This window comes from Alteromonas sp. MTD1 (genome assembly GCF_042848195.1).
Classification (GTDB): Bacteria; Pseudomonadota; Gammaproteobacteria; order Enterobacterales; family Alteromonadaceae; genus Alteromonas.
Genome location: NZ_BTGG01000002.1, coordinates 200,430 through 224,218, shown reverse-complemented (window position 1 = coordinate 224,218; position 23,789 = coordinate 200,430). Strand labels below are relative to the sequence as shown.

Annotated in this window: 22 protein-coding genes; 6 read left to right on the top strand and 16 right to left on the bottom strand. The window is 44.9% G+C overall.

Annotation, left to right across the window (positions count from 1 at the left end):
- Nucleotides 1-263: 263 nt before the first annotated feature.
- Nucleotides 264-2,690 carry a TIM-barrel domain-containing protein gene (locus tag ACGHAV_RS03640; protein WP_390376568.1) on the top strand — a complete coding sequence of 809 codons (2,427 nt, stop codon included), beginning with the start codon at nucleotides 264-266 and terminating at the stop codon, nucleotides 2,688-2,690.
- A gap of 144 nt (nucleotides 2,691-2,834) precedes the next feature.
- A complete protein-coding gene (locus ACGHAV_RS03635; RefSeq protein ID WP_390376565.1) occupies nucleotides 2,835-4,010 on the top strand; it encodes an MFS transporter in 1,176 nt (391 codons plus the stop codon).
- Nucleotides 4,011-4,027: 17 nt separating this feature from the next.
- On the opposite strand, the gene envZ is transcribed toward ACGHAV_RS03635, so the two are convergent.
- From envZ to prmA, 11 genes are all read right to left on the bottom strand, one after another.
- Complete coding sequence (envZ, locus tag ACGHAV_RS03630) at nucleotides 4,028-5,362, bottom strand: two-component system sensor histidine kinase EnvZ (protein WP_334013996.1); 1,335 nt, start codon at nucleotides 5,360-5,362, stop codon at nucleotides 4,028-4,030.
- A gap of 51 nt (nucleotides 5,363-5,413) precedes the next feature.
- On the bottom strand, nucleotides 5,414-6,136 hold the full coding sequence (gene ompR, locus ACGHAV_RS03625) for a two-component system response regulator OmpR (protein WP_390376562.1): 723 nt from the start codon (nucleotides 6,134-6,136) through the stop codon (nucleotides 5,414-5,416).
- A 194-nt stretch (nucleotides 6,137-6,330) separates the two neighbouring features.
- Nucleotides 6,331-7,431 carry a DUF2855 family protein gene (locus tag ACGHAV_RS03620; protein WP_390376559.1) on the bottom strand — a complete coding sequence of 367 codons (1,101 nt, stop codon included), beginning with the start codon at nucleotides 7,429-7,431 and terminating at the stop codon, nucleotides 6,331-6,333.
- Between the two features lie 207 nt (nucleotides 7,432-7,638).
- Entirely contained in the window at nucleotides 7,639-8,544 is a 906-nt protein-coding gene (locus ACGHAV_RS03615; RefSeq protein WP_334013993.1) for a phosphoribulokinase, read from the bottom strand.
- A 149-nt stretch (nucleotides 8,545-8,693) separates the two neighbouring features.
- On the bottom strand, nucleotides 8,694-9,446 hold the full coding sequence (locus tag ACGHAV_RS03610; protein WP_390376556.1) for a glucosaminidase domain-containing protein: 753 nt from the start codon (nucleotides 9,444-9,446) through the stop codon (nucleotides 8,694-8,696).
- A gap of 312 nt (nucleotides 9,447-9,758) precedes the next feature.
- Nucleotides 9,759-11,051, bottom strand: a complete 1,293-nt coding sequence (gene purD / locus ACGHAV_RS03605; RefSeq protein ID WP_390376553.1) for a phosphoribosylamine--glycine ligase — start codon at nucleotides 11,049-11,051, stop codon at nucleotides 9,759-9,761.
- Nucleotides 11,052-11,071: 20 nt separating this feature from the next.
- A complete protein-coding gene (locus ACGHAV_RS03600) occupies nucleotides 11,072-11,887 on the bottom strand; it encodes a class I SAM-dependent methyltransferase (RefSeq protein WP_390376550.1) in 816 nt (271 codons plus the stop codon).
- 330 nt (nucleotides 11,888-12,217) lie between these two features.
- Nucleotides 12,218-13,816 (bottom strand): bifunctional phosphoribosylaminoimidazolecarboxamide formyltransferase/IMP cyclohydrolase, encoded by a 1,599-nt coding sequence (purH, locus tag ACGHAV_RS03595; protein ID WP_390376548.1) that lies wholly within the window; start codon nucleotides 13,814-13,816, stop codon nucleotides 12,218-12,220.
- Nucleotides 13,817-13,898: 82 nt separating this feature from the next.
- Nucleotides 13,899-14,192, bottom strand: coding sequence for a DNA-binding transcriptional regulator Fis (fis, locus tag ACGHAV_RS03590; protein WP_012520109.1), 294 nt, complete (start codon nucleotides 14,190-14,192; stop codon nucleotides 13,899-13,901).
- Nucleotides 14,193-14,222: 30 nt separating this feature from the next.
- A complete protein-coding gene (gene dusB, locus ACGHAV_RS03585; RefSeq protein ID WP_390376997.1) occupies nucleotides 14,223-15,221 on the bottom strand; it encodes a tRNA dihydrouridine synthase DusB in 999 nt (332 codons plus the stop codon).
- A gap of 264 nt (nucleotides 15,222-15,485) precedes the next feature.
- A complete protein-coding gene (gene prmA / locus ACGHAV_RS03580; RefSeq protein ID WP_390376543.1) occupies nucleotides 15,486-16,364 on the bottom strand; it encodes a 50S ribosomal protein L11 methyltransferase in 879 nt (292 codons plus the stop codon).
- A gap of 253 nt (nucleotides 16,365-16,617) precedes the next feature.
- On the opposite strand from prmA, the gene ACGHAV_RS03575 reads away from it, so the two are divergent.
- The gene (locus ACGHAV_RS03575; RefSeq protein WP_390376540.1) at nucleotides 16,618-17,385 is read left to right on the top strand and encodes a substrate-binding periplasmic protein; all 768 of its coding nucleotides are present in this window, start codon (nucleotides 16,618-16,620) and stop codon (nucleotides 17,383-17,385) included.
- 114 nt (nucleotides 17,386-17,499) lie between these two features.
- Here the strand turns inward: ACGHAV_RS03575 and ACGHAV_RS03570 are convergent, their stop codons facing one another.
- From ACGHAV_RS03570 to ACGHAV_RS03560, 3 genes are all read right to left on the bottom strand, one after another.
- Nucleotides 17,500-17,793 (bottom strand): high-potential iron-sulfur protein, encoded by a 294-nt coding sequence (locus tag ACGHAV_RS03570; RefSeq protein ID WP_334013986.1) that lies wholly within the window; start codon nucleotides 17,791-17,793, stop codon nucleotides 17,500-17,502.
- Nucleotides 17,794-18,004: 211 nt separating this feature from the next.
- Complete coding sequence (locus ACGHAV_RS03565; protein ID WP_390376536.1) at nucleotides 18,005-18,634, bottom strand: flavin reductase family protein; 630 nt, start codon at nucleotides 18,632-18,634, stop codon at nucleotides 18,005-18,007.
- Nucleotides 18,627-18,818, bottom strand: a complete 192-nt coding sequence (locus ACGHAV_RS03560) for a CPXCG motif-containing cysteine-rich protein (RefSeq protein WP_334013984.1) — start codon at nucleotides 18,816-18,818, stop codon at nucleotides 18,627-18,629. Before ACGHAV_RS03560 ends, ACGHAV_RS03565 begins: the two co-directional genes overlap by 8 nt.
- A gap of 118 nt (nucleotides 18,819-18,936) precedes the next feature.
- Here ACGHAV_RS03560 and ACGHAV_RS03555 point away from each other — a divergent pair, with 118 nt between their 5' ends.
- The 3 genes from ACGHAV_RS03555 (at nucleotide 18,937) to ACGHAV_RS03545 (ending at nucleotide 21,824) form a co-directional block, all read left to right on the top strand.
- Nucleotides 18,937-19,224 carry a hypothetical protein gene (locus ACGHAV_RS03555; protein WP_390376533.1) on the top strand — a complete coding sequence of 96 codons (288 nt, stop codon included), beginning with the start codon at nucleotides 18,937-18,939 and terminating at the stop codon, nucleotides 19,222-19,224.
- 96 nt (nucleotides 19,225-19,320) lie between these two features.
- A complete protein-coding gene (locus ACGHAV_RS03550; RefSeq protein ID WP_390376530.1) occupies nucleotides 19,321-21,471 on the top strand; it encodes an exonuclease domain-containing protein in 2,151 nt (716 codons plus the stop codon).
- Between the two features lie 89 nt (nucleotides 21,472-21,560).
- Nucleotides 21,561-21,824, top strand: a complete 264-nt coding sequence (locus tag ACGHAV_RS03545; RefSeq protein WP_334013981.1) for a TIGR03643 family protein — start codon at nucleotides 21,561-21,563, stop codon at nucleotides 21,822-21,824.
- Nucleotides 21,825-21,865: 41 nt separating this feature from the next.
- On the opposite strand, the gene ACGHAV_RS03540 is transcribed toward ACGHAV_RS03545, so the two are convergent.
- Complete coding sequence (locus tag ACGHAV_RS03540) at nucleotides 21,866-22,348, bottom strand: hypothetical protein (RefSeq protein WP_390376527.1); 483 nt, start codon at nucleotides 22,346-22,348, stop codon at nucleotides 21,866-21,868.
- 199 nt (nucleotides 22,349-22,547) lie between these two features.
- On the bottom strand, nucleotides 22,548-23,459 hold the full coding sequence (locus tag ACGHAV_RS03535; RefSeq protein ID WP_390376994.1) for a hypothetical protein: 912 nt from the start codon (nucleotides 23,457-23,459) through the stop codon (nucleotides 22,548-22,550).
- Between the last annotated feature and the right edge of the window lie 330 nt (nucleotides 23,460-23,789).

Sequence of the window (23,789 nt, the reverse complement as noted above, 5' to 3'; positions counted from 1 at the left end):
ATCTGTCTGACCCTTCCCAACGTTCATCACGCTCAACGTGATTGATGTTTAGCCCGCACTTTCGTGCGGGCTTTTTTGTGCCTTTAAAACCTACGGTTAATGCCTAAAGCGTAGCTTGTTAACAAATTTAACATTATGAATACGTATGTTTATTTAAGTTGAGCGATGCACTGGCTATCATTCATCGTACATAAATGGGCTTTAATTAAGCGCGCTTCGTTGTTTTAGTGCGCATCGCTCGAAGCATAAAAAAGGTTTTAAGCATGATAGACAGGAAACAGCGTGTAGCACTAGCATGTGCTGGTTTGGCATTTTTTTCGGCTAGCACGCTAGCGGAAGTACAAACAGCAACACTTGAAAATGCAACGCTTACCATCGATACGGATACCAACGACTTTACGGTTAGGGCGCTGCATAACAACAGCTTTCAAGTAACCTACCTTACGGATAGTGAGGGTACACCTTACGCAAATCTGCCTTCTATGGCACTTCCTGAAAAAACCTTGAGTGCGGTTTCAAAAAACATCGCGGGCGATATTGAGCTAGTAGCAACCGAAACAACCGTTACCCTTAAATTCAATAATATAGCTGCCCATGTTGATAAAGCGACTCACGCCATTAGCTACGCTGTAAACGGCAAAGTAGTAGCGAAAGAACAAGGTGGATTGAGCATTTCGGAAAATGGTGTAAGCCTGTCTTTTACGTTAGATGAAAATGAAAAGTTGTATGGTGGCGGTCAGCGTGTTTTAGGCATGGATCGTCGTGGTCACAGCATGCCGCTGTACAATAAAGCGCATTATGGCTACACCACGTCTTCGAACCAAATGTATTACGGTTTATCTGCAGTGATGTCGTCGAAAAATTACAGCGTTCTGTTTGATAACACCGCTTCTGGTACGTTAGACATTGGTAAAACTAACAGCGACGAATTACTGTTTAGCGCACAAGGCGGCCGCGCCAGCTACATTATGGTGTTGGGGGAAAGTTTAGAAGATACGGTAACTTCAACAGTAGCTGTTACGGGCAAGCAGCCACTTCCACCGCGTTGGTTATTGGGTAACTTTGCATCTCGCTTTGGCTACAAATCGCAGCAGCAGGTAATGGATGTTGTTGATCAATTTAACCAGCAAGATATTCCTGTCGATGCTGTAGTACTAGACCTTTACTGGTTTGGTAAAGACATAAAAGGGCATATGGGTAATTTAAGCTGGGATAAAGAAGCGTTTCCTGAGCCAGAAGCCATGATTGCTAGCCTTCGTGAGCAAGATGTAAAAACGGTATTGATTACCGAACCATTTATTTTAACCACATCAAAGCAGTGGGATAGCGCAACCAGTGCAAATGCACTAGCCACTAAAGACGATGGCACCCCTTACACGTTCGATTTTTATTTCGGCAATACCGGGCTAGTCGATGTGTTCAGTGAAAATGGACAAAACTGGTTTTGGCAATACTACGAAAAACTTGCTGCGCAAGGCGTAGCTGGTTGGTGGGGCGATTTAGGCGAGCCTGAAGTGCACCCAGACGATATTCAGCACATGTGGCAGTCGACAAAAGTAAGTGGCGCAGAAGTGCACAATGCTTACGGCCATCAGTGGGCTAAAACTGTTTATAACAACTTAACAGCGCTTCAGCCTAACACTCGCCCTTTTGTATTAATGCGCTCTGGCTTTTTAGGTAGCCAACGCTTTGGTATGGTGCCTTGGACGGGCGATGTAAGCAGAAGCTGGGGTGGATTAAAGCCACAGGTTGAACTGGCATTGCAAATGAGCGTGTTTGGTTTGGCTTATACCCATTCAGATTTAGGTGGCTTTGCAGGCGGAGAAACCTTCGATGCAGAGTTATATACAAGATGGCTACAGTTCGGTACGTTCTCGCCGGTATTTAGGCCGCATGCGCAAGATAACATTGCGCCTGAGCCTATTTTTCACGCCGACCCTGTAAAGTCTATTGCTCGCGATTTTATAAAACTGCGCTATAAAATGCTGCCTTACAACTATTCACTGGCTATTGAGAATTCCCTTACCGGTATGCCGCTTATGCGCCCACTGGCAATGGCGTTTAATGAAGACAAGTGGTTTGAAGACGCAAACAGTTATATGTGGGGTGATGCCTTTTTAGTGTCACCGGTTACCGAGCCAAATAAAAGCGCGTGGCAAACTTCACTGCCTGAAGGTGTGTGGTTCGATTTCTTTTCTGATACTAAATACCAAGGCGGACAAATGGTTGAATACCCGCTTACCCAAGAAAACTTCCCCGTTTGGGTGAAAGCAGGTGCTTTTGTTCCTATGGTTGAAAGCGTGTCTCGTACCGAAGCATATTCAGCGAAGGCTTTCACTATGCACTATTGGCATGATGAAAGTGTAAGCGCATCGGAATACACGTTTTATGACGATGATGGCGTAAATCCAAACACAGTTGAAAAGGGGCTGTACTCTGCGCTTCATTTCACTGCAACTACCACAAAGAACGGTACGCTTGAACTAATTCTTCACAGTGACGGGAGTTATATTGGCATGCCGAAAACCCGTGAAGTGACTTATGTAGTGCACGGTTTGTCTAAAAAGCCGCGTTCGGCATCAGTTAATGATAAAGCTGCTGATATGCGTTGGGATGATGAGAAGAAGACGCTTTCGGTTACATTCTTAAGTGATTACCAGCAAGAAGTGGTTGTTACACTGGCAAAGTAATCTGCCCTGCGTGCTATATCAGAGTATATTTCTACTTATACCTCACGTAACATAAAGTCGGTTTCATAATCAGTACAAGGTGCGGTTTGCGCCTTGTACTCATGTCTTTCTCACCTTTTTTTCGCAAAACAAAACGGAGCGTTAATGAGCCGACTTGCTGCCACTATTGTTATTTTTGCGGGCTTTTTCCTTATTGGAAAACTGTTTATTTTGTGGGGTATTCTGCTGCCCAACATTGCCACAGAATTAGCGATGTCTGAAATTGTAAGTGGTGCGCTGTTTTCTTTGTTTTCGGTTGGCATGATGTTAGGTGCTGTGCTTGGCGGTAAATATGCAAGCCGATTTGAGTTCATGCCATTACTAGCCAGTTTGTTTAGCATTAACACTCTGTTGCTGCTTATGGTATCAATGCTGAGTTCGTGGCAATGGTTTTTAGTATTAGCTGTGTTTATTGGTGTTGTTAGCTCCACCATTTTTACCATTGGCCATACACTCATAGCGCGAATGTACGCCGAAAAGCGCTTTACTATGATGGGACTTATGGACTTCATGTTCAGTTTAGGCACGTTCGCTGCATCGTTCTTTGTGACGTTGCTTTACCTTATTGAAGAGAATTGGCGCCTGCCCATTCAAGTGCTTGCTGGCGTTATGTTGGTACTGTCTTGCTATGCGTTTGTTGCAGCACGCTCTCAGGCCAAAGTACTTAAAGGGCAGTCCAAAGCGCCAAAGCAAACACTGGCTTTTGGCGTTATTATCAAGCAGCCCGTTTTTATGTTTTTGGCGCTGCTAAGTTTTGGCTACGGCGCGGTGGAATTTGGTAACGCAAACTGGTTTGTAAGCTATGCGCAAAACGGTATTGGTTTTACGGGTGAACAATCGCGCAACCTGTTAGCGTGTTTTACCGCGGGCATGGTCATAAGTCGTCTTACCTTCGCTTTCTTACTGCGTTTTGTGTCGGTGCATCGCATGATGCTTTTAATGGCTAGCGCGTCACTTGCAGGCGTGTTTGCCGTTAAGTTAATACCAAGTCTGTATGGTATCGGTGCGGGTAACTTGCTACTAGGTTTAGGATTGGGCGGATTATTTCCACTGGCACTGTCAGCAGCCATGAATATCGATAGCGACAATGGGCCGGTTCTATCAGGTATTGCTATTATCGGCAATTCTACAGGCGTTCAAGTGTCTTCATTTTCAACTGGGCTATGGGCCAACTTCGTACCGCTTTCCACCGCTTTTTGGGTAATTCCCGTAGGCGGATGTTTACTCTGGCTAGCAACCTATGGCTACAGCAGAAAAATAAAGCAGCAAATTCAGGCTTAAACTAACGGCTAACTTTACTAGTTGGGAAGGTCTTTAAAGGGCGAGAAGGGAATATAGAACTCGGCTACAAGACCTTGTTGAGGGTGATTTCGAAGGGTTACTTCGCCGTCGTGTGCTTCAATTATTCGTCGAATGATGGCAAGCCCCAACCCTGAGCCCGATGAATTTCGTGCTTTATCGCCCTGTGCAAACGGCATAAACACGTTGTTCAATTCGTCTTGTGGAATACCTGGTCCAAAATCGCGCACTTTACAGTACACACGCTTTTCGTGACGGTTATAAAAGCTACTTATTGCAATGTCGTCCGAGCCATACTTAAAAGCATTTTCAATCAAGTTGTCTATTACCCGTTTCATGGCAATACGACGCAGTGGTAGCGGTGGTATAGCATTTAGCTTTAGCTCAATATGGTGCTTTTCGTCAAGATGACGCGCTTGAACTAGTTCAGCAATAATCGCGTTAAGATCGGTTTCTTGAGTTACTTCTTCGGTGTCATAGCGCGCATAATCAATAAACTGGTCGATAATGGCGTTCATATCTTCAATATCTTTAACGATGCCGTCTTTTATCCAGTCTTGATCTTCCGGCAGCATTTCAGACGCTAGACGAATTCGCGTCAATGGCGTGCGCAAATCGTGAGAAATACCCGCAGTCATGATATTGCGGTCGTTTTCTAACTGCTTGATACCTTGGTTCATTCGATTAAACGCGCGTGTAACCTGAATCATCTCTGTGCTGCCTTGTTCACGCAACGGCGCAGGATGTTCACCTTTACCCACAGAAATAGCCGCCTTCTGTAACGCCTTCAGTGGGCGGGTCATGCGCCTTACAAACAACCAGCCACCGGCAACACTTAAGATACCAATTACCATCAGGTACATAGTAAGCGGTGAAATGTTGGCTTCGTTTAACCCAAGTATGGGAATGGAAATCCAGGTGTCGGGATACCGGTTTAACGATATCCAAACAATATACGGGGCGCTTTCGTCGCTAGCTTGCGTGGCAGTACTAATTCGTACGTCTGCCAGTTGATTTAATTGCTTACTTACCTGCGATGAAATGAAGCCGTAGTACACCGCCGTTTCAAGGCCATTCTTACGCGCTACGCTTTCATCAAACACCGATACTTGGGTTTTCTGAAAGTATTCGTCGCGGGTTTTTTGGTTGGTGACAAGCAGATCGTTAGCCAGCACGGCTTTTACCTGTGTGGCAAGCAGACTATTTATTTGCTGATAGCTTGGTTGAATAAAGTAGGTAACAACAGAAACGTAAGACACAATTTGGTTTATCAGCAGCAAGATGCCAATAAGCATTACGGTTTGCCCAAACGCACTCTTTGGAATTAAGCGCATGGCAAACCTTTAGACAAAATCGTGCTGCTGAGCTGGAAGTACATGGTGAAGCTAAACTTGTTCGCCGTCTGGCACAAATACGTAGCCTAAACCCCAAACGGTTTGTATATAACGAGGGTTTGCAGGGTCTGCTTCTAGCATGCGGCGCAAACGTGAAACCTGCACGTCTATGCTGCGCTCAAGTGCACTGTAGTCACGCCCCCTTGCTAGGTTCATGAGTTTGTCACGAGACAATGGCTCGCGAGGGTGCGTTACAAGCGATTTTAATACCGCAAACTCACCGCTGGTTAACGTAAGCGGCTTATCAGCTGCTGTCATTTCGCGGGTAGCAAGGTTAAGTTTGAAGTCGCCAAACTCAATAATCTGCACATCTTTAGACGGTGCGCCAGGCGCTTCAGAGCTGCGACGACGCAATACGGCTTTCGCTCTCGCTAATAATTCTCTTGGGTTAAACGGTTTGGGTAGGTAGTCATCTGCGCCCATTTCAAGGCCAATGATTCGGTCTACTTCGTCGCCTTTTGCAGTAAGCATGATGATGGGCATATCGTTTTCAGACTGGCGAAGTCGACGACAAATAGAAAGTCCGTCTTCGCCTGGCAGCATAAGATCTAACACCATAAGATGAAAATTCTCGCGCTCTAACAATCTGTCCATCTGCTCTGCATTTGCGGCACTGCGAACCTGATAACCTTGCTCTAATAAATAGCGCTCTAGTAGGCTACGAAGACGCATATCGTCATCCACAACGAGAATTTTTGAGGTTTCCTGACCCATACTCATACCTTTTGAAATACTTTTTCTTTCACTATAACCACAAGGTAAGAAATACAAAAGAGAGAAAACGTAAAAGGTGTGTAGTGATTGTTACAAATAGTGTCTATTGAATAAAATCAACCCGTTATTAGCTTAAGCGCTAGCCGCTATTTTTAAAAAGAGCGGCCTGAACAGCACCTTAGCAATAGCTGTTCCTATTTGAACATTAGAACATTAAGGGCTTTTGTATCGGCTTCACCGCTTAAGGTTGAAAGATATAACGATGTTATTGCCTCTATTCCATTAACGTGTTGCTCAAAGAAGGTATCGCTAAGTTGGGTGGCGAACCTTTGCCATGCACTTGCGTACTTCGCCAAAAATGCCTGGTGCCCCCATTCACTTTGGCGCAGCTTAACGCGTGCAGGTGCAAAGAAAATTTCGGCATCTAATGCTTTTGGGTTTGGTTTTTCTTCTGCTTTCCAGTCTGTAGCGCCAATCAGCGTAACCTTTGCTAGCTTTTCACCTAGCACGTCAGTAAGTGCGTTTATAAGCGCGCCGTTTGCTGCGAAGTCTAATAACCAATATTGTTCGGCGCTTAACAGTGCCGCAACATCATCATAGCTCAGTACGTCATCGTAGCAATTTGATGCCTTCACCATGTCTACATTACTTTTAGAAGTAAGACCGATAACGCGATAGCGGGCATTGCGCTTCGCTTTTTGATCTTTAAGCAACTGTGCGGTGCCCAGCGCGGTTTTACTTGAAGCGCTAGAGAGTAACAAGGATTCACCGTTAGAGGTATCGGCCACAAAGTCGTCTAGCACAAACGAGGTCATATACAGCGGTCTAAAGTTTAACTGCCAGGCTTCTCTAGATGGGTTGTAGCCTGGGTCCTTAGCACAGCGAAGGTATTGGTCGTACACGGGGCTAATGCTTTTGCGCTTTTCGTGAATGTCGCTAAAACCATGGTCGGCAACTTTGCCGGCTTTTATTATCCAATGGTTTGCCATAGGCAAGTAGCCAAATACTTTTTCGCCTTCTTTAACATCTGCATGGCGGCTTGCTTTAACCGTGGCAAAGCCCCACACAGGCACTATGCCAAAGCCAACTTCTTCGGTGGGAAAAAAGCCCCAATAGCCCATTTTAAAACCCAGCGCGGCATAGGTAATGTTGTTTGCAGAAAAACCAAAACTGTCGGTTTCTAACAAAACCTCATCCTCATGCAACTGCGCTATATCAAAGGTGGTTTGCACGGTTTTTGTTTGGCTAAGGTTTTCTTGGTTTACCCAAATTTGTTGGCTGGTAAATGTTGTCATACAGTGCGCTTCCTTGGTTCTTTCCCACTAGACTGAACCAGTTACGCACACAATACGACTTACAGTTGTAAATATATTGATATAGTAAAAATGTATAGTGCAAGACATTAAAGAGCGAAGAACGCATAGCTCTAGTAATACGTAGTGTTAACAATGCGTAGCGCTAAGAGTACACTGTGAAAAATGTATATTCAGGAAATAAACGCACTACTCGTCGGTGCTTAACCAGTCCATCTGATGGCCTGCTCTGCGCTTCTTATTAAGAATATCCTCAAGCAGCGGAGACAGAATTAGCTCCATGGCTAAGCCCATTTTTCCACCTGGCACCACCAATGTATTGATGCGCGACATAAAGGCGCCGTCGATCATTTTCAATAAATACGGGTAGTCGACGTTTTTCATTTCACGTCTAAAGCGCACCACTACAAAGCTTTCGTCTTGAGTAGGAATTTCGCGAGCACTAAATGGGTTTGAAGTGTCTACAGTTGGTACACGCTGAAAGTTAACGTGAGTGCGTGAAAACTGCGGCGTAATATAATGGAAGTAGTCGTCAAGGCCACGAACGATACTGCTCATTACCGCTTCGCGAGAATGCCCGCGGTCGGTAGTGTCGCGCACAATCTTTTGGATCCACTCTAAGTTTACGATTGGCACCATGCCTACCAACAGGTCTACATGTTTAGCTACGTCGTTTTCTTCTGTTTTAACGCCGCCATGCAGGCCTTCATAAAATAAAAGGTCTGTATTTTGAGGCAGGTCTTGCCATGGCGTGAAGGTACCTGGCATTTGATTAAACGGTACAGCTTCATCAAACGTATGCAGGTATTGTCTAAATTGGCCCGTTCCCGAGCTACCATATTCTCTGAAAAGTGATTCGAGTAACTCAAAGTCATTGGCCTTGGGGCCAAAATAACTGATATGTCTGCCTTGTTCTTGGGCTTTACGAATTTCAACTTCCATTTCAGGGCGCGTAAAGCGATGGAAGCTGTCACCGCCCACCACTGCTGCATTCACATTTAAGTTTCTGAAAATGTGGCGAATGGCGTTGGTTGTGGTAGTGGTACCCGCACCAGAAGAACCTGTTATTGCAATAATAGGATGTTTTACAGACATAGGGATTCTTGTTGGGAATGACGGGTACTAGTTATAAGCTGATGTGAGATAAGAATCAAGGGGAGTGAAGTTAGCAAAGGAGTCACAAACGTTGCAACTCCTGTTTGGCTGCTTGCACCTAGAAGCGTATTCTCGAGAGGCTTACCAAGTTATTCGGCGTCATCTTCTTGTACATTTGCGTCAAGTTTGTCCAGCGAGCCAAGTTTATTAAAGCTAATCATGTCGCGTAGTTCTTTACCGTATTCGTCCCCACGCTCAGAGTATTTGTTAAGGCCATAGCTTAATGCAACGCCAGTAATCGCTTCTCCTTTTTTGCGAAGATTCTGTCGAATATTACGTAGGGGTTTGTAAGCATCATGGGTATTCAAATTTAACATGTAACTTTTTACAGAATCGGCAGGCGAGCGAAAATCTGCCACTTCATGGGTTTTATTGGTGTCTCGCGATTTAGGCACAATTCCACAGCCTTTGGTGAAGCACCACTGGCCAAAAAAGTTGTTGCCTAATTTGGCGAATCGAGATGTACCCCACGCACTCTCGTTAGCCGCTTGTGCTATCGCTAATGACACCGGAATAATATCAGCACGGCGCAATAAAATCGTACAGGCTGACTCTTGTTCTAGTTCATCGTCTTCAATACGGAATTTTGTTATAAATTCGTTTAATTGGTTTGTTTTACCAGTATCGCATGCGCTTTCAATTTGCTGTCTGTCAGCTACGAATTCTTTGTTTAGATCTACAACAATAGGGGTGAAGTATTCAAAGAATGCGGCTTTTCTGTCGGGGCCAGCGGCGTAAGCAGTAAAGTCTGGCGCTGGCTCTTTAGCGAAAAATGCAAACCACGACACAATAATGGCCAATGACACTACCGCAACTGCCACAAAGGCTTTGCTATTTAACATCAGGTGATACCTCTCTATTTGTATGAATTTCTCGCCTGACACAGCGAATTACCTGAACTCATACTTATTAAACATACATGGTCTAAAACATATCGCAAACTTTGGGATGGATAGAAAGGTTAAGCTTATCTAATAAAGGCGCTGGATTTTCGCCATTTAAGCAACGTAGAAAACGTTGTTTACTGATGCGACGGTGACCATGACGGCTAGAAAAGACTTATTGTTATGAGGAAGAATAAATGGTGAACGCAGCGCATTGCTGCGTCCACTAAGCTAAGTGACAGGTACTCAGCTTTTTTATTTTGTTAGCACTTACTGTGCATTTGCCTCGCGGGCAATGGCTCGATATGCAATATCGTTGCGGAAGTAAACGTCTTTAAACTGAATGGTTTTAAGCAATTCGTACGCTTTTTGCTGCGCTTCAGTTACGCTATTGCCTAGTGCTGTCGCACAAAGCACACGACCGCCAGCAGTTACTACTTTTCCGTCTTTAAGCGCTGTACCCGCGTGGAAAACTTTACCTTCAAGTTTTTCTGCTTCTTCAAAGCCAGTGATTTCGTCGCCTTTGTCATAGCTGCCCGGATAGCCGCCCGCGGCTAGTACAACGCCTACGGCTGCTCGGTCGTCAAAAGCAATGGTTTTGCCTGCTAGTTCACCTTTACAGGCTGCTTGGCAAAGCGGTACTAAATCAGACTGAAGGCGAAGCATAATGGGCTGGGTTTCAGGGTCGCCAAAGCGGCAGTTATATTCAATAACCTTCGGTGTACCGTCAGCCATTATCATTAGGCCCGCGTATAAAAAGCCAACATAGTCGTTGCCTTCAGATGCCATGCCATTCACGGTTGGCATAATCACTTCATCCATAATGCGGTTATGAATGTCTGGTGTAACCACTGGTGCTGGTGAATAGGCGCCCATGCCGCCTGTATTTGGCCCTTTATCACCATCTGCCGCACGTTTGTGATCTTGGCTGGTGGCAAAAGGCAGCACGTTTTTACCGTCTACCATTACGATGAACGACGCTTCTTCACCGTCTAAGAATTCTTCAATAACAACACGACTGCCTGCTTCACCAAACGCGTTGCCTGCTAGCATGTCTTTAATTGCGTCCTCGGCTTCTTCAAGGGTCATGGCAACAATTACGCCTTTGCCTGCAGCAAGGCCATCAGCTTTAACCACAATAGGCGCGCCCTTTTCTCGTACATAAGCAATGGCAGGGTCTATCTCGGTAAAGTTCTGATATTCGGCAGTAGGAATATTGTGGCGTGCTAGAAAGTCTTTAGTGAAAGCTTTCGAGCCTTCAAGCTGCGCAGCGGCTTGTGTAGGCCCGAAAATCATTAGGCCTTCATTAACGAACGCATCTACAACACCTGCAACTAGCGGCGCTTCAGGACCAACAATGGTCAGTTCAACGTTGTTTTGTTTAGCAAAAGAAACTAGCCCAGCAATATCGTTAACATCAATTGCTACGTTTTCTAGCTTTGCTTCGGTTGCAGTGCCTGCATTACCCGGCGCTACAAAAACTGTTGATACATCAGAAGACTGCGCAGCTTTGAAAGCCAGCGCGTGTTCGCGGCCACCGCCGCCAATTACAAGTACGTTCATGAACTGTTCCGTTTTGTGTGTTATTTGTTAGGTTTTATAAATTTTAGTGTCATGCGATTACTCTCGCCAATCGCCATGTATTTTTCGCGGTCTTGGTCATCTAACGCTAAACGTGGTGGCAGTGTCCATACACCTTTAGGGTGGTCTGCACTGTCCATTGGGTTTGCGTTAACATCGCTGCTGGCTTCTAATACAAAGCCTGCTTTTTCAGCTGCTGCAACTACATAGCTGCGCTTCATATAACCGCTTTTCTGCATTGCATCATTTTCAGCGCTTTCCGGAAGCTCGTGCTCTACCACACCCAATACACCACCTGGCTTAAGTGCCGTGAAGAACGCGCCAAACGCATTGTCGATGCCTTCATCGCCTTCGCGCATGTACCAGTTGTGTACGTTACGGAAAGTAAGCACCATATCAGCGGTGCCAGCATCAATAATATCTAATGCTTTTGTTGGGTGGAATGCAGTAACGGTAGCGCCTTGGTATTTTTCACCGGCTTCGGTCTTCTTTTTAAACGCTGCTAGTGCTTTTTTGTAGTACTCGTTTGAGTTTTCATCTACATAGAAGTGTGCCGCAACATACTTGCCGCTTTCCTTAACTACAGGGTAAAGGATGTCGGTATACCAACCACCACCTGGAGACACTTCAACTACTGTCATATTAGGCTGAAGGCCAAAGAAGCGCAGTGTTTGTTGAGGGTTGCGGTATTCGTCACGCGCTTTTGCTTTAGATGTACGTAGGTCGCTCATGGCGGCGTCTGAAATAGCATCGGCAGTAGCAAAGCCTGATGACATACCAAGTGTAGCGGCTAACACGAATTGGGCTAACTTCTTCATTTTTATTTCCTTTCTGTCGTAGGTGTTGTCAATTGTGATAACAGTATTACTACAATTTACTGTAGGACAGATCAAGCCTACCAGTTAACCATGACAGTCACTCTACACCCCAACAGAATAAATCGTATCTTTATCGCTTTAGGTTTGAGGCGCTTTAAGGACGCTTAATTATATAGCCCTTTGAACAGGGATATTGTGACAAGCGCCTTCGATAAAACACTTTAAATAAAACACCTCTATGGCATTGGCGCCGCAGAGGTGCTTCATTTGCGTGCGTGCGTGCGTGCGTGCGTGCGTGCGTGCGTTCGCTCGCAAAGCGATAGCGTACAATTAGTGACGGAAGTGGCGCATGCCTGTGAACACCATAGCAATGCCGTGTTCATCAGCGGCATCAATGACTTCTTGATCGCGCATTGAACCGCCTGGCTGAATAACCGCTTTAATACCGGCTTCAGCTGCAGCGTCGATGCCGTCGCGGAATGGGAAGAATGCGTCAGACGCCATTACAGAGCCTGCTACTTCAAGGTTTTCATCCGCTGCTTTAATGCCTGCAATTTTCGCAGAGTATACGCGGCTCATTTGGCCTGCACCTACGCCCACTGTCATACCATCTTTGCAGTAAACAATGGCATTAGACTTCACGTATTTTGCTACTTTCCAGCAGAACATAAGGTCACGAAGTTCGTCTTCGCTTGGCTTGCGCTTTGTCACAACTTCTAGGTCTTCCATTTCAACCATACCGAAGTCGCGCTCTTGCACTAGTAGCCCGCCGTTTACGCGTTTGAAGTCATAGCCTTCAGTAAGTTGACCAGCCCAATCGCCACACGCAAGAAGACGCACGTTTTTCTTCGCGCTAACCACTTCTTTCGCTTCATCGCTTACCGTTGGTGCAATAATCACTTCAACGAATTGACGGTCAACAATGGCTTGGGCAGTTTTGGCGTCTAGTTCGCGGTTAAACGCAATAATGCCACCAAACGCTGATGTTGGGTCGGTTTTAAAAGCACGGTCGTAGGCACTTAGAATGTCGTCACCAATAGCAACACCACAAGGGTTAGCGTGCTTTACGATAACGCATGCTGGCTGTTCGAACTCTTTAACGCATTCAAGCGCGGCATCGGTATCGGCGATATTGTTGAATGACAACTCTTTACCTTGTAGCTGGGTAGCGGTAGCCACAGACGCTTCTTGGATGTTGTTTTCAACATAGAACGCTGCTTCTTGGTGGCTGTTCTCGCCATAGCGAAGGTCTTGCTTCTTAGTCAGCTGCATGTTGTACGTGCGTGGGAACTCACTGTGCTGGTGGTCGCAATCTGCTTCGCAGCCCGTGCTGTCTAAACGCGCACCAAAGTAGTTTGCAATCATGCCGTCGTATTCAGCAGTGTGTTCGAAAGCTTTAATCGCAAGGTCAAAGCGCGTGTTGTACGTTAATGAGCCTGCATTGTCATTCATTTCTGCAAGCACGCGACCATAGTCAGACGCATTTACAACAATGGTAACGTCTTTATGGTTTTTCGCTGCTGCACGCACCATTGTTGGGCCACCGATATCGATATTTTCAATAGCGTCTTCTAGCGTGCAGTCTTCGTTGGCCACTGTGGCGGCAAATGGATAAAGATTTACCACTACCAAGTCGATTGGTGCGATGTTGTTTTCTTCCATTACTGCTTCGTCAACGCCGCGACGAGCAAGAATGCCACCGTGAATTTTCGGGTGAAGTGTTTTTACACGTCCAGCCATAATTTCTGGGTGACCTGTGTGATCAGAGACTTCTTTAACAGGTAAGCCAGCATCAGCCAGTAATTTCGCAGTACCGCCCGTCGACAGAAGCTCTACGCCAGCGTTATGCAGCGCTGTCGCGAAATCGAGGATACCAGTTTTGTCAGAGACACTAAGGAGAGCACGTTTTATAGGTTTTGGAGTTTGCATAAATTTTAAGTTTCTAATGTTGTAGTGTTGAAACAAAAAGAGCACCGTGTGGTGCTCTTTGGAGGGCAAAGCCCTTGGAATCTTAGTTCATGCCGTATTGCTTTAGCTTCTTGCGAAGTGTGCCACGGTTGATGCCCATCATGATGGCCGCGCGGGTTTGATTGCCGCGTGTGTAAGTCATGACTTCTTCTAGCAGCGGCGCTTCAACTTCTGCCAATACCATTTCGTAAAGGTTATCGATGTTAGCGTTGTCCAGTTGCTTTAGGTACTTGTTAACCGCTTGCTTTACAGAATCACGCAGTGGCTTTTGTGCTTGCGTTTGTGAAGGCGTAGTTACTGTAGTAGTAAAAGGTGAAGTCACGTTTTGATCGAACATAATACTGTGTTGCTCTTAAGTTAGTCATCACTATGCTGCAGGAGAAATCTGTCGGGTTTCTCGTGTTTGCAGCGCTTGAAAATATGCATTAAGTGCTTCGAGTTGCTCATTTGCATCATCGATAGCGTTAAACGTTTTACGAAACTGACGGTCCGTATCATGTTCCGAAAGGTACCAGCCCACGTGCTTACGGGCTATTCTCACACCAGAGATGTCACCGTAAAAATCTTGCACGTTTGTTACATGCTCGCGCAAAATTTCATACTGCTCTGACAACGGAGGTGGTGCTAGGTTCTCGCCCGTTTCAAGGTAGTGTTGAATTTGATTAAAAATCCAAGGCCTACCCTGCGCGCCGCGACCTATCATCACACCATTCGCTCCGGTGTAATCTAATACCTTTTGTGCTTTTTCAGGAGAAGTAATATCGCCATTTGCAATGACAGGAATCGAAATTGCTGCCTTTATTTTGCGAATGGTGTCGTACTCTGCTTCTCCTTTATACATACATGCTCGTGTTCTGCCGTGAACCGCGAGCGACTGTATGCCGTTTTGCTCTGCAATGCGGGCTATTTCAACCCCATTGCGATTTTCTGGATTCCAGCCGGTGCGAATTTTCAGCGTTACCGGAACATCTACCGCATTAACTACGGCTTTAATGATCGCTTCCACTGTGTCTGGGTATTGAAGCAACGCAGAGCCTGCAAGCTTCTTATTCACCTTTTTGGCAGGGCAACCCATGTTGATATCGATAATTTGCGCACCGTTCTCAACATTGAATTGCGCCGCTTGAGCCATAAGCTCAGGATCGGCCCCAGCAATCTGTACTGAGCGAATACCTTCTTCGCCCTCGTGATTCATTCGAGCTTGCGACTTCGCGGTGTTCCATACCTTCGGATTACTCGAAAGCATTTCAGACACCACAAGCCCCGCACCTAAGCGCTTACACAATTGGCGGAATGGCCTATCAGTAACGCCAGCCATGGGAGCCAACATCAAATTGTTCTCTAACGCGTATGGTCCAATTTGTATTGATTTTTGCATGGTTTGTCGTATAGCTCGTTATCTAAAACTGCACAGAAATTAAACACCCGGCTAAAACGGGGCGCTAAGTGTACGCGTTTTCGCAATGCTTGAAAAGGCTAAAAATCACACAAAATTTCACTAAGTGCTCTTGACAGTGAAAAAAAACTGTCACATTAAAGAGCTAACGTAGTTTTATTGTGTGAAATTTAATCAAAAGTCTTACAGCCCCCGAATTAAAAGGGCTGTAATGTGAAAAAAATTAACAATTTGTTAGTGTTTTTTCCCCGACACCCGTGCCCATTCTCCATCAATGGCACTTGGCTCAAGGTCAATATCTTGTTTATAGGCGCTTTCAATACTGTTTACTTGTTCGGCTAAAATACCCGACAGCACAAGAAGGCCGTCTCTTTTACAGTATCCAGTAATAATACTTTGCAGTTCTAAAAGTGGGCCCGATAGAATATTGGCCATCACAACGTCGGCTTCTAGGGATGGTTGGTTTTCTGGTAGGTATACGTCTAAACGGTCTTCTACACCGTTTCGGCGTGCGTTTTCTTCGGTGGCCTGAAGCGCTTGTGGGTCGATATCGATACCAATAACGCGTTTCGCTCCAAGTTTCAGGGCTGCAAGTGCAAGAATGCCCGAGCCACAGCCGAAATCCACAACGGTTTTACCCGTCATATCAATGCCATCAAGCCAGCGAAGACAAAGTGCTGTGGTGGGGTGTGTGCCAGTGCCAAAAGCAAGCCCTGGGTCTAGCATCACGTTTACTGCAGTAGGGTCTGGAACGTCCCGCCAGCTTGGGCATATCCAAAGACGCTCACCGAACTGCATAGGATGAAAGTTGTCCATCCATTCGCGTTCCCAGTCTTTATCTTCTAATGGCTCTAGCTTGTATTTAAAATCTTTGCCCAACACCTTGGCTTTGCCCAAACGTGCGAGAATGCCTTTCATGTCAGCATCGGCTTCAAACAAACCCACTACCTGCGTATCTGGCCATAACAATACTTCGCCAGGCTTAGGCTCGTACATGGGGGTATCTTTTGCGTCAACATAAGTTACTGCTTGTGAGCCGTTAGCGGTCATCATGTCGCCAATTGCTTCAGCGGTATCAGACGTTGTGTTAATTCGTAATTGTAGCCAAGCCATAATGTTCTATTACTAAGGTATTTCCTCTATTGTACAACTGGTGACATTTAAACAAAATGCAGCAATGCAAATTAAACAGTGCGACTATCGCCCTGCACTGGCAAAAAGCTATGCGCAAATTGGCAATCATTTATGAGTGAGTGGCCTTATCGCAAAGGGTTAGCAAACTAGCCTTTTGTATGCTGGTTAATTAAATAGAAAGCATTATAGTCATACTATAAAACGCTGCTTATGAAGAAGGCACATTACACTTATGCGCATAGCCGCTTTATTTACAGTCTTACTGTATTCATTCATCGCTTCATCTGAACAATTAGATGTGGTGGTTGGATGGGACAAACCGCCTTATGTTATGTCAGCCGATCATTCTGGTTTTGAATTAGAGCTGACTCGTGCCATTTTGAAAGAGTTAGGGCACGAACTGTCTCCCATTTATGTCCCTTTCGGACGAACAGCGCGCTTGCTAAAAGATGATGCCGTAGATATCGCACTAACCCTAAACAAAGCGCACAAGGTGTCGGCTGATATTCTTAGCGACCCCTATGTGGTGTATCAAAATGTTGCTGTTACCCGTGAAGACAGAAACATTAAGGTAAATGGCTTAGCCAGCTTAAGAGGAAAAAGCATCATTGCCTTTCAAACTGCTAAAAATGTGCTTGGTAAGGAATATGGCAATACCCTTGCGTCACAACCGAATTATCTCGAAATGGCAAGGCAAGACAGGCAAGTGAACATGCTAATGTTGGGAAGCGTAGATGCGGTGATTATGGATAGAAACATATTTAGCTACTTTAAAGCGCAAAATGACGCCTATGCTGACGATGCTGTCACTATTCACGAGCTTTTTCCGGTTTCAGCATACTGTGCAGGTATTCCCAACCCAAAGTTGCGCGCGCAGTTTAATGCGACACTGAAGAAATTTTTTGAAGACGGCCGTTATCAAGCATTACTCACACGGTTTAGGCTAGAGAATTTGTTCGATAAACTGGTAGAGCAGCAGTTACATATAAATGAAAGCTAACGCTTTTTAATACGGGGCCGCAAATATAAAGAAATATACAGATACAAAAAAGCCCCACTTACACGAGGCTTTTGAAAAACTTAGACATTTTCGGTTAGCTAGCTAATTTGCGACCTAGCCTGGCTTTTTCACCCAAGCACTACACCAACCATTTGCATTAACGAGTTTTCCAGGGAAAATGTTACAAGGGCGGTACTGCTCACCATCTGAACCTTGCACATACATGCAGTTAGAACACTTCGCGCCATCTACCGTTGACTCTGGCTTATAATTAAGCGCCTTTGCGGTTGCATCGTCTGCGCTAAGTTGTTCTTGCGCTTGCGCTCGCAGTGCAACGCCACCCAAAGTAAGGCCAATTAACGTAGAGCCAGACAGCTTCAAAAAGTCGCGGCGGTTTACAGATTTCATAATATTCTCCTTAGAGACAGAAACGATAATGATTCTTTTTTATTCAGCGCCTTAAACGCAAAAACCTGCCCAAAGAGGCAGGTTTTTTGTACATACTTAAATACTATCTGTTTTCGCAGAAAGATCGAATAAAAAGTCTGTAAATCATTTGATCTGCATTAAATAAACTTCACCCTCTTGGGGAAATTCGACCTTTCACGCTAAGGCTAGTTCATTTTTGTTTAAGTTCAACGTTGGGTTTCGCATACGTGTACTGCGCTAGTCGCGATGTACTATGGTAGCTATCTAACCCCGAAATACATGCGCTGCCAGCACCTTCAATATCTGCGTATCCGTCTTCAGTAATTATGTCATTAGGTAAATGTAATTCATGAATTTCGCCAATTACCATTTCAGTGTCGTTCAATAACGTGAAATGCTGAGCAACTTTCAGCCCCATCTTTATGCTGCTTTCTTTAACATAAGGTGCGGGAAAATGTTCACTCATTTGTACGGTAAGCCCTACGGCGTCGAACTCGCTCTCATCTACTTCGTATCTCGCAGAGGTTTGGTGTGCTTTATCCACCCAATTAGTGTGCACATGATTTAACGTGTAGAAGCCCTGCTTTTTGATATTTCCCAGCGAGTCTCGCTGCACAGTGTGCGGACGCATAATCATGCCAAGCAAAGGTGGGTTTGCCCCAATGTGAACAACCGAACTAATAACTGCGAGGTTATGTGTAGTACCGTCAGTAGTGCCCAATAACACTGCTGGTTTAAACCCCGATAAGCTATTAATTAAATTAGCGCGGTAACGCTGTGCTAAGTTATCTATATCGCTTCTCGACAGTACCCTAGTCATTTTCTCGCTCCGCCTGTATCGAAATATCATCGCCGTGTTGATACACACTTAATTCTATGGGCTGGCAGCATACCTGACAATCAAGCACTTGTGTTTGGCCAACATCATACATTTCATCAATTTCAACATCATTGGGTGCCATACAATAGGGGCAAGAAAAGCCCATAGCACGCGTTAAACTCATATCTTCACCATAATTGTTCAATTCTATGGGCTTATTACGAACTGACATTTCCCCGTGATCATCTTATGACAATAAAAGGTATTTACCTGTAAGAGTAACGGTATTAGAAGAGGTGAGTGTGGGCAATAAAGTAGGCACGTGCCCGTGCTGTAGTCGGCATACAAGGCTAACCTTTCATCATCTTATTCCTAAGAAAATGCATCGTCGCACGTATTTCAAAAAACACTACACCAAAGAGCAGCTTCAGGCAGGCGTAAACATTTGCCGGCAGTGCCACAGTGGAATACATCGCTTTTACGATGAAATGACCCTTGCCAAGCAACTGCATTCACTGTGTTTACTTCAAGCCGATGAACAACTTTCTACATTTTTTAATTGGGTTTCAAAACAGCGAGTTAAGGTGTAAATATCACCTGAAGAAGGCCTGTACTTTCATGAATGCTTGATTGTGATACATGTATAAATATACACTATTCACGTTATTGGTTTATAAGAATGTGCTATGCGTAAAGACTTACCGCCGCGTTATTACCTCACGCATTTTTTTGAGTTTTTGAGCTTCTTTGAAGGGGCCAATCAAGAATTACTGAGTGACAGTGCGCAGCAATTTGTATCGCGTTTTAAGGCGTTAAGCGACGACAAGCAATGTATTGTGGTACGCGCAGCCAACAGAAAATACGCCGTAATAGACCGTTCTCAATTCAATTATGCAGAAATAAACAGCCCACAAGCACAAATTGACGAACTTGTTGATGAGGGTTGGTTTGGCGACTTATCTCACGCATCAACCAGTGATATTGCCGGTGTATTAACAAAAGACGCAATAGTTGAGTTACTTGGCGAATATGGCAGTACGCAGGGTTTAAACGCGCTGACCAAGCCAAAACTGATTGCCCTATTAGACGCTGAGATAAAGCAGAAGGGGTGGCCAACGCGATTCGCACTAGATCAGTACTTGGTTTGTTTGTTTGATGATGCATTGCGGTATCTTTTGTTTTTGTATTTTGGCAATACAAAGAGTCGCCTAAATCAATTTTCAATGCGTGACTTAGGCGTTATGCGCACACGTGCAGACTCGGTGTCAGACATAGCGCGCTTCGATCACAACAATGATGCACAAGCAGCATGGTACTACGCGAAGCATCACACTCAGCTCACCTATTATGACGATGACAAAATGCTGTCTTTGTCACACGATGACTTCCCCGCCACTGACGGTGTGTCGGCCTGTTTTTTTAAAGATCAGTTTCTCTATGCGCTAAGCCTTAAGCTGATGGATATAGATAGGGTAAACGGGCTTCGGATCATGTCGCTTGCCGAGAGCGACAAAGCCAAAGAAAAATGGTTAAGAGAAAGCTATAAAGATGGTCAGGTGGAAGAGGTCAAAGCCGCACTTGAGCAAATTATTGATAACCCTCAGTCTGATACGCTTCTTGCTTTTGCCGAAGACTTTTATGCGCGTAAATACCATAAGAAACGTACCAGCACGGTTACTGATATGCTGCGCAATGCAAGCCGCACACTTGCTATTGATGTGAGCCAAAATCAGCAGGTGGAAAGAGGTGTACTTGCCCATTATGCCCGTGAAGGCATTACTGGCTGGCGTACTGAAAATAGACTGTGGCGTAGTTTGTTTGGACTAACATTTTGGAAGCTGCTTTACGAAGAAGATACACTGGTAACAGAGTTTGACAGAAGGCCGCTTTCGCTAAAGCAAAATAACTTTTATGCCAAGTTTGAGAGCGGCATTGAAGCACTGTTAACGCAACTCGATAGCAAAGAAAAGTTACGCTTTCACGTGCACAAAATGGCTACGATGCACTATGGCAAAGTGAACAGCTTATTTATGTGGTCTAGCCATTTACTTACGCCTATTGAAGCGTTAATTGAGCATGCATCGCTTGACGCCATATACGCGCTGTTACGCATGATGTGTCGCGATTTTGAATCGTTGCGCGATGGCTTTCCAGACATAATGGTGTTTGATGGCACGCTGCGGTTTGAAGAAATTAAAGCACCGGGCGATCAACTAAGACGAAACCAGTTGGTGTCTATACAGCGTCTGCAGCAAGCCGGTTTTGACGTGGCGGTAACCACGGTGGAATGGGTACGCGACCCTGCTCAGCCCTACGTGGTGGTAGATATTGAAACGACAGGGGGTAACAACAGCTACAACCGCATAACGGAAATTGGCATGGTTAAATTAATAGCGGGCGAAGAAGTGGCACGCTATCAAACGTTAATAAACCCACAACGTCGAATTCCTTCCAACATAACTAGGCTCACTGGTATTTCAGACGAAATGGTGGCCGATGCACCTGTTTTCGAACAAGTTGCCGACGATATTGCCACGTTTACAGAAGATGCGGTTTTTGTAGCCCACAACGTTAATTTTGATTACGGCTTTATTAAGCAAGAATTTGCACGACTAGAGCAGGTATATAGAAGACCGAAAATGTGCACGGTGCGCGAAATACGCCGCACTTATCCAGGGCTGCCGTCCTATTCTCTTGCTAACCTTACTAGACACTTTGAGATCACGATGGAACGTCACCACCGAGCGTTAAGCGATGCAAAAGCGGCGGCAGAGCTATTGAAACTTGCCTTTGAAAAAGACGATGAAGCTGTAGTCAGCAAGATAAATAGCGCCTGAGAACTACCTCAACGTTCATCACCTAAAAGTGAACGAAAACGCGCGTTGTGCGTAATATTGGGTGTTTTGTGTGGTATTGAGTTTTAATAATGAGTTTAACTGAAGAACAAGAATCTCGCGTGATTGAAATGGCGTGGGAAGACAGAACCCCTTTCGAGGCAATTGAACGCCTATACGGTTTACCTGAGAAAGACGTTATTAAGCTTATGCGTAAAAACCTTAAGCAAAAAACGTTTAAAAACTGGCGCGCTCGGGTAACTGGAAGAAAGACCAAACATGCTAGTTTGCGCCCAGAGGGCGTGGACCGAGGATATTGTCCGTCTCAGTACAAGCCGAAGGGCGCCAACAAGTAAGTTTTCTCAAAATAGTAAGCCTTTCCTAAAAAGTTATTCTCTTACTCTTCAGGTTCGCCACTGTCGGTGGGGGTGACGGTTGTGATTGGCAGCAAAAACGCCATAAGCTGCTGACGTAGCGGACTTGGAAAAATGATAGTGTTGGACGACTGCGCAATTGATTTAGCGTGATGTACCTGTCGCCAAAGATTATTGTAAGTATCGCTTTCTGCCTGCAGCTTCTCTACCCGTTGCATTAGGTCTTCGATAAACTCTGATGGCGTCATTTCTGGACGCTTTTTTATCTCTAGTGCCAGCGACTTTACCACGTATGCTTCCCACTCTTTTCTGTAGCTGTCTGTTAGCCGTTCTGGATAAAGTGTTAGGTCTGCAATGTCTTGTGCTAAATCAACAATGTCTAGTGGGTCGTCGAATAATACGCGAAAAGCAAGCAGCACATCGTCTGAAAGTCGGGATATGGGGAGTTTTTCTTTTAACTGAGCGTATCGGCTGATCACAATTGCACCTTTCACTTCACGTTGCATTTGTACGTGTCGAAACGAACTTCGACTTCAACTTATACTAAAGTATAAAAAACGAGGTGTTTTTAAGAAAGCCGATGAGATTAAAAATACGTAATAAGAATCTTATGAACTCTGCAAAGGTGTGAAGCGTAACCCATTATGCACTGTTAAAGTGTGTACGCGTTCTTGCTGTTTGGCCCATCGTTTGATGGGCCTTTTTTTATTGTGTTAAAGATAGCTTGATGCCTGCTAGTATGCGACTAACGCTATCTACAACATCGGTACGAACAAACCATTCTAAATCATGAGTTGCTGAGACAACTCCGCTAAACTCAATAGAGCCGCCATGTCCGGTACCGAGAAAGTCTTCAATTAATTCAGCACGAGCGCCAAAATCATCATCTATGTACGAATAGTACGCAAAATATTCTATCGGGTAAGGCGAAGTGCTAGTAAAAAGAGTAAATTCACCACTTGCACCAACAACCAATTTTTCGGCAGGGCTGTCTACGCGCTGAACCAGTTCGATAAAAGCAGTATCTTGATCGTTTAATCGATAACGATATTCTCCTCTTATAAAGCTGCCGCTAACCATCCGCTCAATACTGGCTTCATAGCTATGACGCTGATTCATGCGCGCTGAATATTCAATTTCTACGTATTCGTCTTCGTTACCGAAGGTAAAAGCTTGGTCGGCCTGCGCATTGCCTAATTGTCCAATCACCACTTCTAACGCACTGTTATTTTTAAGCGTTCTTACATGCCTAACACCTGTTATCCAACCGTCTTTTGATAAACCCGTAGAAGAAACTCGGCCCTTGAAAGTAGGAATAACCCCTATTTCTGTTTTTCCGTAGTCTCCCTCGTGACGCATAAACAAACGACGCGCATAAATGTAGTCCGTGCTTTCGCTGCCAAAAGTGTTATGACTAGATGAAAAGTCGTCACCTGTTACCACGAAACTGTTGATTGACCATGCATCAGTCACATTTAGCGAAGGGTAATAGCGCAGGCGATATTGTTCGCGGCTGGGTCTATTTGACCGGTTATCGTAACGAATTTGTATGTCGAGTTTCTGTGAAAACACAGCTGTGTTTGCACTTACTGGGAAGATAAAACAGGCTGTAAGCAAAGCGTTGAAAAGTAGAAAAACGGCGGTACCGCGCACGCACAATCCTTAGTACATTAATTTTTGTTTAGTGTATACGCATCTTGAAGTAATACGGGTTTAAAGTAAAAAAAAGCCGACAAGGCTGCCGGCATAAGTGGAGGTGGACTCCAATAAGTTTTGAATCGGTTCAACAGAGCGATTCGGGAATACACATAACTCAATAGCTTGGGACAGGGAGATGTCTCAAAACATGTGATAAGTATAGAGCGTCAGATTGAATGAAAAAATTGCTAAAAATTGATTGTTGTAATCGGAAAAGTAGAATGTATAGCAAATTTTTTGAGGAAAATT